Origin of the sequence: Novipirellula methanifontis, assembly GCF_052161655.1 — a bacterium.
Taxonomy (GTDB): domain Bacteria; phylum Planctomycetota; class Planctomycetia; order Pirellulales; family Pirellulaceae; genus Novipirellula.
In genome coordinates, this window is sequence record NZ_CP197418.1 from 3,175,482 (window position 1) to 3,192,501 (window position 17,020).

Annotated in this window: 12 protein-coding genes; 2 read left to right on the plus strand and 10 right to left on the minus strand. The window is 54.6% G+C overall.

The genetic code is table 11. From position 1 onward, the window contains the following. Positions 1-48: 48 nt before the first annotated feature. From SH528x_RS11380 to SH528x_RS11390, 3 genes are read right to left on the minus strand one after another with little or no spacing between them, the layout of a single operon-like run. A complete protein-coding gene (locus SH528x_RS11380; protein ID WP_442510639.1) occupies positions 49-912 on the minus strand; it encodes an RnfABCDGE type electron transport complex subunit B in 864 nt (287 codons plus the stop codon). A gap of 9 nt (positions 913-921) precedes the next feature. Beyond that, positions 922-1,323 (minus strand): hypothetical protein, encoded by a 402-nt coding sequence (locus SH528x_RS11385; RefSeq protein ID WP_442510640.1) that lies wholly within the window; start codon positions 1,321-1,323, stop codon positions 922-924. A 54-nt stretch (positions 1,324-1,377) separates the two neighbouring features. After that, complete coding sequence (locus tag SH528x_RS11390; RefSeq protein WP_442510641.1) at positions 1,378-1,692, minus strand: TraR/DksA family transcriptional regulator; 315 nt, start codon at positions 1,690-1,692, stop codon at positions 1,378-1,380. 195 nt (positions 1,693-1,887) lie between these two features. On the opposite strand from SH528x_RS11390, the gene SH528x_RS11395 reads away from it, so the two are divergent. Next, on the plus strand, positions 1,888-3,507 hold the full coding sequence (locus SH528x_RS11395) for a sulfatase (protein ID WP_442510642.1): 1,620 nt from the start codon (positions 1,888-1,890) through the stop codon (positions 3,505-3,507). Between the two features lie 203 nt (positions 3,508-3,710). Beyond that, positions 3,711-5,117 carry a sulfatase family protein gene (locus SH528x_RS11400; protein ID WP_442510643.1) on the plus strand — a complete coding sequence of 469 codons (1,407 nt, stop codon included), beginning with the start codon at positions 3,711-3,713 and terminating at the stop codon, positions 5,115-5,117. Positions 5,118-5,568: 451 nt separating this feature from the next. On the opposite strand, the gene tnpA is transcribed toward SH528x_RS11400, so the two are convergent. From tnpA to SH528x_RS11435, 7 genes are all read right to left on the minus strand, one after another. Continuing rightward, on the minus strand, positions 5,569-6,045 hold the full coding sequence (gene tnpA / locus SH528x_RS11405) for an IS200/IS605 family transposase (RefSeq protein ID WP_442510644.1): 477 nt from the start codon (positions 6,043-6,045) through the stop codon (positions 5,569-5,571). A 329-nt stretch (positions 6,046-6,374) separates the two neighbouring features. Then, positions 6,375-7,367, minus strand: a complete 993-nt coding sequence (locus SH528x_RS11410; protein ID WP_442510645.1) for an NADPH:quinone reductase — start codon at positions 7,365-7,367, stop codon at positions 6,375-6,377. A gap of 55 nt (positions 7,368-7,422) precedes the next feature. Further along, positions 7,423-10,419, minus strand: coding sequence for an FG-GAP-like repeat-containing protein (locus SH528x_RS11415; RefSeq protein ID WP_442510646.1), 2,997 nt, complete (start codon positions 10,417-10,419; stop codon positions 7,423-7,425). A 155-nt stretch (positions 10,420-10,574) separates the two neighbouring features. After that, positions 10,575-13,547: an FG-GAP-like repeat-containing protein gene (locus SH528x_RS11420; protein WP_442510647.1), complete on the minus strand. Its 2,973-nt coding sequence runs from the start codon at positions 13,545-13,547 to the stop codon at positions 10,575-10,577. Positions 13,548-14,055: 508 nt separating this feature from the next. Beyond that, complete coding sequence (locus SH528x_RS11425) at positions 14,056-14,250, minus strand: hypothetical protein (protein ID WP_442510648.1); 195 nt, start codon at positions 14,248-14,250, stop codon at positions 14,056-14,058. Between the two features lie 114 nt (positions 14,251-14,364). Further along, the gene (locus SH528x_RS11430) at positions 14,365-15,573 is read right to left on the minus strand and encodes a DUF1559 family PulG-like putative transporter (protein WP_442510649.1); all 1,209 of its coding nucleotides are present in this window, start codon (positions 15,571-15,573) and stop codon (positions 14,365-14,367) included. A gap of 237 nt (positions 15,574-15,810) precedes the next feature. Further along, the gene (locus tag SH528x_RS11435) at positions 15,811-16,818 is read right to left on the minus strand and encodes a LacI family DNA-binding transcriptional regulator (protein WP_442510651.1); all 1,008 of its coding nucleotides are present in this window, start codon (positions 16,816-16,818) and stop codon (positions 15,811-15,813) included. Between the last annotated feature and the right edge of the window lie 202 nt (positions 16,819-17,020).

Sequence of the window (17,020 nt, forward strand, 5' to 3'; positions counted from 1 at the left end):
AGCAACAATTCAGAACGCAAAGCACATGCCGAACCCTCGACGGATCACTTACGAGATCCCTTCTCGCACATTGCCTTGTCGAATGATCTTTTTGGCCGCTTGGCCTTTCACAGGTCCGAGGGTCTTGTCGAGCCAAACGATCGCGCCGGTTGGACATCGCTGGGTGGGCACTGCCGACAGCGAACCCTTGCTGTAATTAATGACGGGCAAGTGAAACTTCATCTCGATCTGGCTCGGTGCGTCCATTGCACAGCGACCACATCCCGTGCAGGCGACTTCGCAATCGCTGAGGATTTCGTCTCCTTCGGCTAACGATGCACACGCCACCCACAACCGGTGGCTTGCCGGGTGAAGTGAAAACAGATCCTTCGGGCATGCCTCGACACAATCGCCGCAGGCGGTACAGCGATCTTCGTCGACCACCGGAATCTGGTGAACATCCATGTCGATCGCATCAAAATCGCAGGCATGCTCGCAGTCCGCTAGACCAAGACACCCCCAAAAACATGCTTTGCCACCTCCGGCAACCAATGCCGCTGCGGCACACGACCCGAGTCCCTCGTAGTGCGCGCGGTTTCGAGCCACATTGCTCCCACCCGCACACGCCAAACGTGCCACTCGCTTCTCTTGCGTCCCGACATCAACGCCTAAAAAGGTCGCGACTTTGACGTGATCGACCTCGGTGCCGACGGTGCATTTCGCTGGCAGCGTCTCGCCTCGCACCAACGCCTCGGCAAACGCTCGGCAGCCCGGATAGCCGCATGCCCCGCAATTGGTGTGAGGCAACATCGCTTCGACCCGATCAATCCGCGGGTCTTCTTGGACGTGTAACCAACGATTGGCGATCACAATCATGGATGCCAAAGCGAACGTCAATCCGGCGATCACCGCTACGGAGGTTACGATAGTCATGGGCAGTAACTATTGGCGTCGGATTACCTGATGACAATTGACACAGGCATGCATCATCTGGGTATACGAGAGCATCGCTCCGTCAAGATTCTTTCGCTCGGCCGCCGTTGTCAGCGTCCCGGTGGTAAACCAAAACACTTGGTTCTGAGTGCGATAAGCAATCGAATCATTCTCCATCCACTTGTGTTTTCCCAGCGTGTTGAGCGATTTGGCGTTGGCGAGGATCTTGCCAAAATCTTCGGTCACTAAGCCGTCGAGGATGTTTTTTGAATAGTCCAGCTTCTTTTGCATGTCGCGTTTCTGGACCTCCATCTGCTGTTGAGGCTGTTCCGTCTGTTGAGACCGAGAGTAGATCGCAGGCATCAAAACCATCGCGATTACACAGGCCATCAGGGACAATCGAATGCTCATCGGAGTCTCCGCTACAGGTATAATTGGCTGTCTGATCGTGCGGGAACGACACGATCAACCACATCCGGTACAGGTCGTGGCATAAGGAACGACCTCAAGTCTCTCGTGCGGAATTTGACTACCGCAGCGGGTGCACTTGCCGTACGTTCCTTCGTCGATCTCGTGCAGGGCATGCTTGATCTGTTCAATCTCTTTGAGCGCGAGATCGCCGACCGAGGCCAGGACTTCGTCTCCTTCGGACTCCGTCGCCCGCTCTTCCCAATCATCATCGCCCGGTTTACGCAGATCGTTGTCGATTCCCTCGGCTCGAGAGACGAGATCTCGCAGTTGTGCTTCGAGTTCCGTTCGCAACTTGGTGTAGTCAGTCATAAGACTTTCCTCGTGTAAGTCAGGCAAGTTGGTCAGATTCAAAAGCAAATGGCATACCGCATGACAAAACTTGGCGATTGCCAAAGTGGATGAAATCGATGCGAGCGAAGATCTCGCAGGCTACAATGACAACGCTTAATCCAGGCAGCTCGCCGCACCCCAATTCGTTTCAGAATATCCCCTGAGGGCATCCCCGTGAATCGTAGCCTCTGTTCGATCTGTCTCTTATCATTCTTGCTGGCGACATTCTCTGCGGTAATTCCGGGATCGCAGTCGCTCGCTGCCAATGCCACCGACCGCAAAGCTGAAACGAAACCCAACATCATCGTCTATATGGTCGACGACTTGGGATGGAATCACATCAGTGCGAAACAGGCGACCATGAGCACTGCGAAAGATCTCTATCAGACCCCGACGATCGAAAAAGTCGCTGCCGGTGGACTCAGTTTTACGCATGCCTATGCCCAACCTAACTGTGCCCCCACCCGTGCGGCGATGTTGTCGGGTCAATACCCTGCCCGTGTTAACAACGATGTCTACGTGGTTGGAAATCTAAACCGATTTGGCGGAGGCGGAATCAAAAAGGAAGCCGCCCGTTTCAAAGGCCCCGAGCAATCCGAGGATGTTGCCCCCGCTGCGATCACGGTTGCCGAGGCACTGAAGCAAAACGGTTACGCCACCGCTCATATCGGCAAATACCACGTCGGCGGTCATCGTGGCAAAGAAACCATGCCCGAAAATGTCGGCTTCGACATCAACATCGGTGGATTCAGCCAAGGGCATCAACCGACCTGTTTCGCATCCAAGAAAAACGACGATTGGAAATTCAAAGGAGTCGGACTCGGTCATTTTGATCGCTACGCCGCGCCGTATGACAAGGCTTATTTGGCGAAGCGAGGTCTGCCAGAATCACTGTTGGATACTCCCAAACACATCAGTGATGCGTTAGGTGATGCGATGCAAGACACCGTCCAGCAGCTTGCCGACGGCGACAAACCTTTCTACTTGCAATTTCATACTTATGCGGTGCATGGACCTGTTCGCGCTCGTCCCGACCTAAAACAAGCGGCCATGGATCGTATTGGCGGTGCAACTCAAAAGATGGCCGAGTATGTCGGCTTCATCGCAGGCGTCGATGAAAACATGGCTCGGATACTGGCGACGCTTGAGGATCCCAATGGTGACGGTAACCCAGACGACAGTATCACGGCTAACACGCTGATTCTGTTTACTTCGGATAACGGCGGTACTCATGCAGACAATCAGCCGCTACGAGGCGAAAAAGGCATGCTGACCGAAGGCGGCATTCGTGTTCCCTTGATCGCCTATTGGCCTGGCGTTATTCCAGCGGACACCGTCACGGATCATAAAGTCCACTCGGTTGACTATTATCCAACCTATCTCGAGCTGGCGGGAAACGGTTGGGTGCCGCCCACGGACCAACACCCGCTGGACGGCGAATCATTTGCCGACGTGTTACGCAATCCGCAACTGCAGCGGGCCCGTGACACCGTGTTCTATCTGTTCCCAGGCTATATGGACAAACGGGCTGAACCGGCCGTTTCTGCGATCGCAGATATCAATGCGAAACGTTACAAGCTGATGTACGTCTACGAGAGCGATTCGTGGGAACTGTATTGTTTGAGTCAGGATCAAGGCGAAACGAAAAACTTGATTAAGACACGTCCCGAAATTGCCTCAACGATTTCCAAACAGATTGATGCTTGGCTGAATCAAAAACATCCCACGTGGCAACCAAAATATCCGATCGACAAGCAGACTGGGAAACCAGCCGGGCCTCCGAAACCGATGTAAATCACCAAGTGAGTCATCAGGGTTTTACGCAGGTGGTTCGGTATTTACCGGTGAAACGTCGATCATTCTGTGAGCCGACGGCGGTAGCCGCGGGCTCGTGAATATTGTAGGAAACTTGCCCGCGGCTAGCGCCGTCGGCTCAGATCATTATGTGGAATGACTCATATTGAGCTGCTTAACACGAAACTCAATAAGGAAATTTGATGCGTCCCCTCTTTGCATTTTCGCTATTGGCTTTATTGGTGCTGGAAACGACGGCTGCGGACAAACCCAACGTCATTTTGGTCATGTGTGATGATCTGGGAATCGGTGACCCTCAATGCTTCAACGCCGACTCGCCCATCCAAACGCCGCAAATCAATGCGATGGCGGCAGACGGATTGAAGTTTAATCGTTTTTACTCAGCCGCTCCCGTGTGTAGCCCGACACGCGGCAGCTGTTTAACCGGCCGTCACCCGTATCGCTACGGAATCTACAACGCGAATACCGGGCATATGAAACAGAACGAAATCACGCTGCCTGAACTTCTGAAAACGCAAGGTTATGCAACGGGGCATTTTGGGAAATGGCACCTCGGAACATTGACAACCACGGTGAAAGATGCGAATCGCGGTGGCCCCAAAGGAGCCAAACATTTCTCACCGCCGCGGCAACATGGTTACGACGATAGCTTTGTCACCGAGTCCAAAGTTCCCACCTATGATCCGATGATCAAACCAGCCAATGCCAAGGACAACGGCCACTGGGACGCGATTACCGACAAAGAGGATGCCAAGCCCTACGGGACGCACTATTGGGATCACTCGGGCAATCCAGTCACCGAGAATCTTGAGGGCGATGATTCCCGCATCATCATGGACCGTGCGATCCCCTTCATCGAAAACGCGGTGGCCGAAGAGACGCCGTTCTTTGTTGCGGTCTGGTTCCACGCCCCGCACTTACCGGTGGTCGCCGGTGAGGAACACGCCAAGCATTATCTGGATCATGAGAGTTACGAGCGTAACTATTACGGCTGCGTCACGGCGCTCGACGAACAAGTGGGCCGATTGCGAGCGAAACTGGCTGAGTTGAATGTCGCCGACAATACGATGTTGTGGTTCTGTAGTGACAACGGCCCCGAAGGAAGTGCAGGCAAGGCTCCGGGTTCGGCGATCGATTATCGCGGCCGCAAGCGTTCGTTGTACGAAGGAGGCGTTCGCGTGCCAGGAATTTTGGTGTGGCCGGGACATACCGAACCAGGCACGTCGACCGATTTCCCCGCAGTCACCAGCGATTATTTGCCCACGGTGCTCGACGCATTGCAGATGGAATATCCCGACTCGCGACCGATCGATGGCATCTCGCTACTGAATGTCATTGGCAACCCAAAGTCCGAGCGGAGCCAACCGATCGGATTCCAGTCTGGCAAGCAACTCGCCTGGCACCAAGGCCGACACAAGTTGATCAGCAGCGACAATGGCAAGACATGGGAACTGTACGATTTGGCCCAAGACCCAAGCGAGAGTCACGATTTGGCCGATCGCAATGCCGAGCGAGTCAGCAGCATGAAGCAGGCATTCACAAATTGGCAAGCCTCATGCAAGTCAAGTGACAACGAACAAGATTATTAAGTGGGTCAGTCCCGAAGGGACGGTACGATGTAGCCATTGGGCGAGAGCCCGTGGAGGTGGGGGCAAACACGATTGCAAAGCCCCGCAGGGGCGACCAGGAATCGTGGTCGCGGAATCCCCTGTCGTCCCTTCGGGACTCACGGCGCGCGACTCGTTCGTGTTCCATGGGCTGACGCCCATGGCTACAACGTGTCGCCACTTTGTGGCTGTTGTTCAGTCCCGAAGGGACGGCACGATGTAGCCACGGGCGAGAGCCCGTGGATGCGAGTGCAAACACGATTGCAGAGCCCTGGAGGGGCGACAGGACTCGCGTGCGTGGAATCTCCTGTCGTCCCTCTGGGACTCACGGAGCGCGACGCTTTCGTGGTCCATGGGCTGACGCCCATGGCTACATCATGTCGCCACTTCGTGGCTACCCATCCTCGTCACCTCGTGGCTGCCGAAGCGACAATCATTCAATGATCTCCTGCTCAAAGACGTACCGAGTGTCAAATTCGATGTTGTGTTTCCTCAAGATCGCAAGGAATTCCTCCTCAAAGGTCATTTTCCGATGATGCTCGGCTTGACTGGCGATGTAATCGGAAACAGACGGTGATTGTGATTCACTAACCGAGAACGCCGCGTACCCGGATTGCCATTCAAACGTTGTCGATACGTCCGAGCGTTCATTGATCCATTTGGACGAGTTCGATTTGATCTTCCTGAGCACATCTGAAACCGCGATTGTCGGACTGAGCTTCGCGAGTAAATGCACGTGGTCTTCAACGCCGCCAATTTTCAGAAGGGTCCCTTTCTGATCTCGGACGATTCCTCCGACGATTCCTCCGACGTAACCGTACAGGTTGTCCTGCCATTCAAGACGTATTGTTCGCTTTCGGTATTTCGTGCTGTAAACAATGTGGAACAGCAAATTGGTGAAAGTCGACATGGCTACGCTCCGATTCGTCCGGTCGTCCCGTTGGAACTAAGGGGTGGTAAGGATCCGGATTCCTACATTATATCGCCACTTCGTGGCTGTTGGTCAGTCCCGAAGGGACGGTACGATGTAGCCACGGGCGAGAGCCCGTGGTTGCGAGTGCAAACACGATTGCAAAGCCCTGGAGGGGCGACAGGAATCGCGTGCGTGGAATCTCCTGCCGTCCCTCTGGGACTTACGGCGCGCGACTCGCTCGTGTTCCATGGGCTGACGCCCATGGCTACAGCATGTCGCCTCTTCGTGGCTGTCCATGCTTTTGACGGGATCTTTTGCAAGATCCACTACGGGGTCAGAACCAATTTGCCAACCAGATTGCTTTGGTTTTCGAGTGTTTGTTTTTCTTGCAACACATGCGCCTCGGCGGCTTCGCTGAGCGGTATCACTCGATCGATCAGCGGGAGAAGCTGTTTTGTCGCCATCCAGCGGTTGATGTCTTCGGCGGCAGCTTGTTGTTCTTCCGCACTCGCTTTGAGCAACATAAAACCGTGCAGCGAGCAGCCTTTGACATAAAACGGTCCCACGGGGAACTCCGGCCGCGCATCGCGACCGGCCATCACCACCATCCTGCCACGCGGCGCCATGGCACTAATGGCAAAGTCAAAATCGGGCTCTCGCAGCGTTTCAAAAAACACGTCCACTCCCTCGGCAGCGTATTGCCGTAACTGATTGGCAACATCGCCCTCGCGGTAGTCGATCACCTCGTCGGCGCCAAGATCCCGACACCGCTTTACTTTTTCGTCACCGCCAGCGGTGGCAATCACGCGTGCGCCGATTGCTTTGGCCATTTGCACTACCGCCGACCCCACGCCGCCAGTACCGCCGTGCACAAAGATCGTTTCGCCCGCCTGCAGACGAGCTTCGCGGACGATTCCCAAGTGTGCCGTGATCCCGACCAACGCCATTGCCGCTGCGTCTTCGTCACGCACCGAGTCGGGAATTGGATAGAGCCACTGATTCTCCACCGCACACCACTGCGAAAACGTGCCTTGATGGCCTCCTGAACTCTGCTGCACTCCCCAGACACGGTCACCGGGTTTAAATCGAGTCACCTCCGCCCCTACCGCTTCGACGGTACCGGCAAGATCCGAGCCGATGATGTAGGGATTGGGCAAATTTGCAGGGACCGCACCGCTGCGGATGTACAGATCGATCGGATTGACCGAGACCGCTCCAACACGCACCAGCACCTGCGACTCGGAAATTTCAGGCGTAGGCAATTCGCCATATTGGATCGACGAAGCAGGACCAGTCTGCTGAATAAAAGCAGCTTTCATATGTGGCGACTCGGTTGGGAATGAGAGGGTCGAGCGAAAGAGTTTTAATGGGACGCTATTGTAGCGTAGTGTCCCAAGCCGTTTCACCCTCGATCAACATCCAACGTGTGTCGCAAGTCAATTGATCAAATACTTGTACTCGACCGCTTGGCCATTCCACGGTGACTCGATCGACCAAATCGGACGCGGCGAGTCCAAAGAAGAGGACCGATTCGTTCTTTGCACAATAGCCATCGCCGGTATTGACCGTTTGGGTGATCGCGTTTGAGTCAAACTCGATGGTCACCCGCGCGCCGATCGCATCCCGTTCTGACGCGGTGCCCACCAACTGCAACTGAATCCAGTGGTTAGCGGTGGACGTTTGGTTCTCCAGCAACACTGCGTTCTGTTTCAAATCGGTAATTACAACATCGATGCGTCCGTCACGATTGAAGTCACATTTGGCCATCGCTCGCGAAAAGTGCATGTCGCTCCAGTAGCCATCGTCCCCCAAAACATCTTGTATAACAAAACTGTTGCCGCGTCCGGCCAACAATTGCGTGGGCATCGCAAACAGACTTCCTTTGGCGGAAAGATCTTCGATGTGTCCGTTGCCCACGATCAAGTCCCACACTGTGTTGTTGTCATAATCGATCGCCTGGGTACCGAAGCCCAACATCTTTCGTGACACCGTGTCCAACTGATAAGGCACCGCAGAATCGACGAACACGCCCGAATCATTTTGCATGTATTGATTGGACCACTCATTTTCAAAATTCGTAACATGCAGGTCGGTCCGTCCGTTACCATCAAAATCGGCAGACGCGATTCCCATACATGCCATCGGCTTGCCCGCACTTCCGTACGCCACGCCACGAGACACGGCGAAATCGACCATTTCAGATCGTAAATCATCGGAATCGCGACGTGTCCACAATTGATTCGCTCGCAGATCGTTTGCAACAAACACATCGTTCCCGGGCCTATGGTCAAGGTCCGTGATCAATAGGGCGAGCCCGGTGCTATAGTCCGCTGCGTCTTGACCCCCGAGCGGTTGTGGCACCATCGATCCGTCACCGCTTGATATCCAGACGCGATCCATCGCAGGCTGAAATTGCAACGGCCCGGGCAACGAGATTGGCTTGCCGTCGGCGTCATACTCGATCGGATCAAAAATTGCGGGATCGTCCAAATAGTTGATCTCCACGATTTCTGGCAACGCATCGCCCGTCACATCGGCGATCGCCACACTGCTTGTATACGACGACACATTGCCAAGACTGTCATCGAGGGCAGGACGAAAGCTGCCATCGCCTTGATTGATCAACAATTGGTTTCGCCCCAAATTGCCGATCATTAAATCGGGGAAACCGTCCTGGTTCCAATCGCCCGCAGTCACTCCAACGGTGTACCCCCGATGATCCGCGTTGGCTTGAGCAACCACGTTTGCAAATTGGCCACCCCGATTTTGGAACAATGCATTGGACAACGTTGCGAGTCCCTCAGGCGGCGTGGTCGCGGCTTGTCCAAAATAGAAATCGACGCCCCCATCGCGATCGAAATCAAGACAACCCACTCCGCCGCCAAAAGCTTGAAAGATCTGGAATTCACGTTCCACCGGTACTGCGGCGTTGTGATAGCGAAACTCAATCCCGACTTGCGGGGCAACGTCCTGAAAAACAGCATCCACCCGGGGAAAATCGATGCGATTCGGAATTGCGTGAGAGACAGTTTTGGCAACGGATTCGGAATTCGATGAAGCATTTTTCAGGGCGGCCAACCATCGCTGGACCGACGGCAACTCGCTTCGATCGAGCCCACACAGAATCATCGATTCGTCGTTGCCCGAGGGAAACTCGGCAAGCACGCGTGACTTGTAACTGGCAATCTGATGACGCTGGGGTGAACGAGGCGAAAAAATTGATAAGGCAAATTCCTGCCATGCAATCGCCTCCAATGACCGTCCGACACTCATTAACCCTGTCGCAATATCGACAAAATCTTGTGCATTCGGATGCGTCGACTCACGGATTTCCCTGACTTGCCGGCCCAGCGTATCGAGTACATGCGATCGGTTGCGAAACAACTCTGCCTGCGGCATCCGCCCTGTATTTTCGAGCGACTGAATCATCCCATAATGAGCGTCTAAACTATGCGGTTCCCTCTGAATTGCGTTCGCAAAACATTCAATCGCTGCTTCGTCGTTGTCGTGAATCGCCAGATTGCCGCAAGCGATCCAGTAGTCGGGATAGAGTTGGCACTGCATTGGCGCCAATGACACCCAGTCCCGCAGTTGCTCGTACATCTGCGCATCGGCCAACGCTCGTCCCTGCAAGGAAAGGATCGCTGGATCAGTCCGGTTCACGTGCGAGTCGTCCTCGCTCAAGCACTGCAGCGCCAGACGTGGATTTCCGTCGATACGATAGGCCGAAGCGACGCTCATCAAGCTCAATTGACGCTTCGGCCACTCGCTGCGATCCTTCGGAATATCCTTTACCGCGACCCACGACCGTTCAGGGAAGATCAAACTAACCAGTTCGTCACGCGTCATCAAATGGTCACGAATCAGAATCCGGATTTGTTCATTTGCATCGAACATGTATGCTTGTTGGTTCAGCATTTGAGCCAACCGCCGCCGCGCTTCGTGAAACTCTGGAGATCGCTCAAGCAGCGACTCGAGGCGATCGATTGCTTGCTCGACCGCTCCGGCATGGTATAGCAGGTTCGCCGCATAGGCCTGCATATCGTCATGGCGTTCCGGATGCAGATCCACCATCCGGTCCAATAGGCTGACGGCTCCTGTGACGTCTTGCTGCGAGACCAGTACCCGCAACATGAGTGTGTTGACTTGCAAATCATCCGGATCCTCAATCAGCAGATTCCGGATCACCGTTGAGGCCTCGGACATTGATCCCGCTTCGATCAACCGCGCGGCCGACTGCACACGCTGCGGTCGCGTGGGAGCCGATTCGGTTGCGGATTCTGATTGGATCGCAATCGAATCAATGCTCGCCGTAGGTTCCGTTGCCTCACGACATCCCGCCAATCCAAACATCACGGCGAAACAAAGCAAGCGAACAATCCGGCCGCGGAATGACGCATCGAACCGCCGTCTTGTACAGAGGCAATGGCCGAACGACTGCAAGCTGAAGATCGAAAGATCAAGGATCGTATTCGACCGTGACCGGAAAACGATTCTGCCAGATCGACGGATTATGATTCGCATCATCACCACTTAAACGCGTCCGCGTCTCCTTGCACGAGCAACCAACGGGAATTGACCGCAAGTCGATTGAATTGCTGTTGTTGGCCATCGGGCCATGTGACCGTCACGACGCAATCGTCACTCGCGTTGCCGATCCCGACTCGGATCACACGCTCGTTGCTACACAGAAAACCGTCACCCGAGGTTTGACCTGATGTCCACTGTTGACCGCCACACTGGATTTTGACCATCGCACCAATCGCGTCTCGCGAGCAATTGCGTCCGACTAGCTGCAACTGCAACCAATTTCTCGATGGTTCGCTGTGGTTGATCAGCAGCGAAACAGGTTCGGTTTGATGAGTCACAGCCAAGTCGGTGCGTCCATCGCGATTGACGTCGAGTGTCCATAACGCACGTCCGACATGGGGCGATCTCAAGTAATCGCCTGCGATCCAATCAGCGATCGAATCAAAAGGGCCGATCGATGCACCGGCGGTTAGCGAACTGCGCTGAAACACCTGCATCGGCTGAGCGTAGAAGTTGGCTCGTTCGCCACTGGGGTAATGGTCCACGTGTCCATTGGACACAACCAATTCGAGGACCGCGTCATTGTCAAGATCGACCGCTTGAGTACCAAAACCGACCATCGGTAATGTCGGATCGTAAAGCTGGTTAATCGCTGTTTGATCACGCCATAACCCACCGCTCTGTTGATCATGATAGGTGTTGCATTCGTTGACAAAGTTGGTGACATAGAAATCGATATCTCCGTCGCGATCCAAATCGGCAACGGCGATGCCCATCGAACCTTGAGCGGACGAGCGATCATCTGAACCAAGGCCTCGCAAGATTGCCGATTCGGTCAAACGATAATCAGTGCCCGATTCCGAGTTGTAATTGCGATTCCAGAAATGGTTGCTGGTCATGTCGTTGGCGACAAACACGTCAACGCCGGGCTGGTTATCAAACTCGCCCGCAGCCACTCCTAATCCTCGGCCTAGCACCAAGGGGGTTGCATTCCACGAAGTGGTTTGATCGATGAAGTCGCCGTCACCGCGGCTTTTTAGAAACCAATCGGCAGCAGCGGGGAAAACGATGGGCGAGCAGGCTCGTGAAATCTCAGCGTGCTGGTCGCGACAAATTTCGGTGACTGGCTTGAGTCCTTCACAGTAGTTCACGATCGCAATGTCGGCCAAACCGTCTGCATCCAAATCCGCGATCGCGGCACTCGTCGACCACGTGGACGCATCTCGCTCGTTCAAGCGTTTGCTCGCATCGGCGAAGGTGCCATCTCCGTTGTTGACCAGCAGCGTATTGGGGCCATAGTTCAACAGTAAAATGTCCGGAAACCCGTCCTCGTTGAGATCCCCGATCGCCACGCCTTGTCCAAACCCTCGGTCATCCACCCCCGCTTGCTTCGCTACATTCGAAAACATGCCGTCGTGGTTTCTCATCAGCCCGTTCGCCGAAGAATCGCGAGCGGGCGGTGTTCCTCCGGCGGCGGCCAAGTAGAGATCAATCCAGCCATCGAGATCGAAATCGATTGTGCCACCCCCACATCCGACTGTTTGATAAAACATCACGCCAGGCTGATCTAAGTGATCACCGGTGTGTCCCGAAAAGTTTAATCCACGTTGGATCGCTTCGTCCCGCAACGCCATCGTTGTCGGCTGACTGGCCGATGCAATCGCGGGTGTGGGGGACGAGCGGTGTTTGATTGCAGCGTGATTAGGGGCGGCCAGTCGTGGCAGCGGCAAGTTAGTCAGAGTGAGTTTTAGTTCTGGGTGCGAATCCGAACTTTGCCAAGGCGTATCTTTGCGAAGTGCGGTGATGATCGATTGACGCACCTTGTTAACGGGAACCTTGTTGTCGTCCGCCCAGGTGGTTGCAAGTGCAGCCCATGCTTCGGCCTCCCACAGCCGCCCGAGCAATTGCAGGGTTGTGGCAATCTCGATCGCCGTGCGGCGTTGGGGACGATCGCTCCTGGTAATCGATAATTTTAGTTCACTCAAACGACTGAGCTCGATCGCTCGGTTTTCGATCTCGTTGATTGCCTCGGCATCGAGACCACTTTTCGAATTCCCCAACCGTCTCAATGACGTACTTAATTTTACCCACGCCTCGCGAACATCGGCATCGCGACGCGTTGCTTCCCAATACGCCCGAGTCGCCTCGGCATCCTGCTGCTGTGAACTTGCAAAATCTCCCATCGCGATCCAGTAAGCCGGATAAGGATCGATTTCATTACCGCACATTTTGGCTAGTTTGACAAATTCGTCATCGCGTGTTTGGTCAAGCAGTACGCGGCATTTCAGTGCCAGCGCCGGTGCATAGCGAGGGTGAAAGCGGAGAATCTCGTCAAGCAACGACGCCGCGTCATCCCGTTTGCCAAGGTCGTATTGGATTTTCGCTTCGGCGATCAACGGACGCTTGTCCTCGGAGTGTCGCCGAGCCATCTCGGTCAGAGGATCGGCGCTCTCGGTCCGAACTTCGTCACTGCACAATGCCAACAACAATGGCAGATCAAATTGACGGTGGCGAACAAGAAAACGTCCATGCGGAACGCTATGAACGTGGTCCTCCACTCCACTGTAGAAATTGAAAAGCATCCGTCGGATCGGGTGGTATAGCGGATGACGGTCGACGCATTTGTCGAGCAGATCGATTGCATCATAGACGCGTCCACTCGCAGCAAGACCTGCGATCGTTTCTTGCACTCGAACCGAATTCTCAAAATCCTCGGCATGACATGCCGCAATCATCAAGTCGGCCGCCACTTGCCGTTTTTCGTTTTGGTGGGCGACTTTGGCAACGGTTGCAATCGCGTCGGCATCATCGGGATGCTGACTCAGCACCGCGGGGGACAGCGCCCACGCCTCGGTCCACTGCCCGTTTCGCATCGCCGATTGCATCGACCTCAATGGCTCGTCGGTCGTAGCCGGCGGAAGGCTCGAAGCATGCTCGATCGGCCGACCACACCCGCTAAAACTCAGCATGCTGATACTGAGGAATAACAATAGCAACAGACCACTAGCGACGCGGCCCGTTAAGAAACGATCCCTATTGTGGCATGGTTTTAATACAAAGCATCTCAACGACTGGATCATCCACGCGTCCCTTACACAACGTTTTACCGCATGGCGGCCCGACACAAGTGCGTTTGTGAGCCGACGGCGCTAGCCGCGGGCCTCATTTTGCCAACGTTTTGCCGAGCAGCGGCCCGACGCTAGCGCGTTCGGCTCACAAAATCGGACAGTCGAACTAGCTGCGGACGACGTAAGATCCGCGTCGATAGGCCCGTCGCTAGCGTTGGCAGTTCAGTGCAGCCGCCATAAAGCCGAATGGAATTTAAGTGCTTTGGCACTAGTGAAAAAAACCTCGCCCAATCCCGAGTGGTAATCGGTATCGCGAGGTTGCAGCGAAGTTGTAAAGCTTCGATTGGATACTAGACGATGGCGAGTCCTCATGACTTGCCATGTCGTGTTCTGAGCAACCCGTACTGGCCTATTGGCTCGGATTGTTTTTCATCGATTTTGCCATCGAGTCACCGTATTCGGCACTACGTGCATCAAGCTGTGCTTGAATCTCCGGAGTGGGACCGCCTACGATTGTGGGGGCATCCGAATCACCGCAACCGGTGATCGACAGCGTGCCGAGGAATAAAGCGGTACAACAAAGTTGTGTGAGTGGTTTTTTCATGATTGGATTTCGCGTTAAGTTAAAAGGTGGAAAACATTCCAAGCGGTCAGAGAAGAAATCGCCGCCTCGTGCAACCGATGGTTGCACGAGGAAAAATTGATGCTGAATAGCGGATTAGAATTCGCCGACCGTCTCCTTGCTGGCTCGGGTACCAAGAGCACCCCACAATCCGTAGGGACTCTGCGATCCCGGAGCTGAAATTCCGGTTCGACTAAATTCGACCATGTGAGCCTCTTGGTTGCCTGATTCGATCGAATCGGTGACAAACTTGATTGCACCGTCTCCCATCAAGATATGACAACCGCCTTGATGGCGACTGCTCGGAGGTGCAATTCCTTCCTGTCCAGGCCATTCGCCTTGGTAGCACAGAGTGCTATTGGGCGGCAGGATCGTCATCATCCCAGTGTGCAAATGCTCGCCGGTCATCCACTGGTAACCGCGACCGTAGATCGAGCCGTGTGCTTTAATGATCGTATTTGTTCCCGAGGCCCAAAAACGAGGACGTCCGGCATCGACCGATCCATCGGTTCTGCAGATCGAGGGAGTGGCTTTGACGGCCTTGAAGATTGCGGCATCCGTTGTGATGTCACGATCACCCAAATCAGTGTTGATCTCGCCTGCAATAATCGTGTTAGACAGTCCGTCCAAAATATCGCGGAACGCCATCTTTTGGTGAACCACAAAGGCACCTCGTTGTCCGGCACGACACCATTCCGCATCGCCGCTCGTGACAACCAATGTCTGGTTCACCGCCCCTGATTCCGCCTTGGAAAACGAGTCGCCGAGGCAACAGGCGTAGTTCGTACGTCCCATGCCTGGCAATCCCGTGCCTGGGTCCGAAGGACAGCGGAAACTTGGCAACTGGGTCATCGACGGGGGATAAATATAGTTACTGCCCGGTTTGGGACCCATCGCGGTCCACGATGGCGTTCGAGCAACAAGTCCTCCGCCTGTGCTTAATTCAAAGCCGAGCGGATTGGAGATCTGTTCCCAAATCGCTTGCTGCTCGACAAAGGGGGTGATGGGTACTAACCAACTGAGTTGACTTTGAGCGGTCACATTCGTTCCGTCCCACCAAGCCCCAGTCGTGGGGTCCAACCCGGTTCCCGTTTTCTGCTTGGGCAATTGGTTGTAGGCGGAGTGGTAATTGTGAACCGCGAGCCCGATTTGTTTGAAATTGTTACTGCAACTCATGCGACGTGCTGCCTCGCGAGCCGCTTGGACCGCTGGAAGTAGCAGTCCGACTAACACGCCGATGATCGCGATCACGACGAGAAGTTCGACGAGCGTAAAACCCGACTTGGAAGCGTTGGGGTGTGACATAACTAAGTGACCTTGGTTAAGGAAAGACGAATAACAGGACGGGGGACTTGGGGCAAAAAAGATGCGCGGCATTCACGTTGTCTCGAAGCTCGCTGATCGCCTACGCACGCAAAAAAAAGACGATGAGAAGCAAATTTGCTTTTTGACTTAGCCCTCCTCGATGAACGACTAACAGGGGATGAAGTGGAAAAACAGCACGGGTATCACCCAATCGGAGATCGGGATGACGCTGGAAAATCAGCGAAGAATCCTCGCTACAGACTCTCTGCGTTGAAGCGTGGCGTGGAGGGTGGGCAGCACACACGGCTTGCCTTGCATTAACTGAACGAGCCCCGCTGCGGCGGCCGCTCCCATTTCCGCGCCCGGCTGTCGCACGGTGGTCAGCGGCGGAGTCACGAACGCCGACTCGCCTTGATCATCGAATCCAACGATCGACACATCCTCAGGAACACGAATCCCGTGTCGCTGCAAAGCCAGTCTAGCGCCGTAGGCAACCATGTCATTTGCACAGAACACCGCGGTGAAGGATTTGCCTCGCATCAATAACGAGTTAATTCCCACGATGCCCGACTGGGCCGAAAAATCTCCTTCAAGCACCAGGCCCGGATCCAGCTCAATGCCGGCGTCGGCGAGTGCTTTGGCATAGCCGTCAAATCGCCGCACCGCATCCTGGTGATGCTTGATCCCTCGGATGATCGCGATGTCACGGTGCCCAAATTCAATCAGGTGTTTGGTTGCGTCGTGGGCGGCACTGACGTTGTCGATATAAACACACTGGTTTTCCCAACCAGGGATTTCCTTGCCGACAACGATCGTTGGCAACCGCTCTTTCAATTCATTTAATTGCTGCTCGGGAACATCACCGCCAAGCAGCAACAGTCCGTCGACCTTTCGTCCGAGCACGGTGCGGATGACTTCCAACTCGGTGCTTTCCTCCCATTGGCCGTCGACAAACAGTGGCGAGTACCCGGTACCGGCAAACCCTTGGATCACACCTTGCATGATCATGTCGTAAAACGGGCTACCGATTTTCTGAGTCACCACCCCGACGGTCATCGATCGTCCGCTGGCAAGACTGCGAGCGAACGCGTTGGCTTGGTAGCCAAGTGACTCCATCGCCTCGAGTACCACTTTGCGTGTCTGTTGATTGACAATCGACTTGTCATTCAATACACGCGACACCGTGCTCTTGCTGACGTTGGCTCGTGCAGCGATGTCGCTGATCGTGGTGCCGTTGAGTTTCATGGGGGCTCGATTTGAAAAAGGCTCTTGCAACCGGTTTCATTAAATCTACGCACATGACCCCCGTCTATGCAACCGGTTTCTGTCAACTTTACGCAAAACCCCATTTTAATGACGTGTTTCCGAAATATGATTGCAACCGGTTTCACTCCATGTTACCGTACGAGGCTTGAAGGGCTGATTCGACGCCGGTTCACTGCAACCG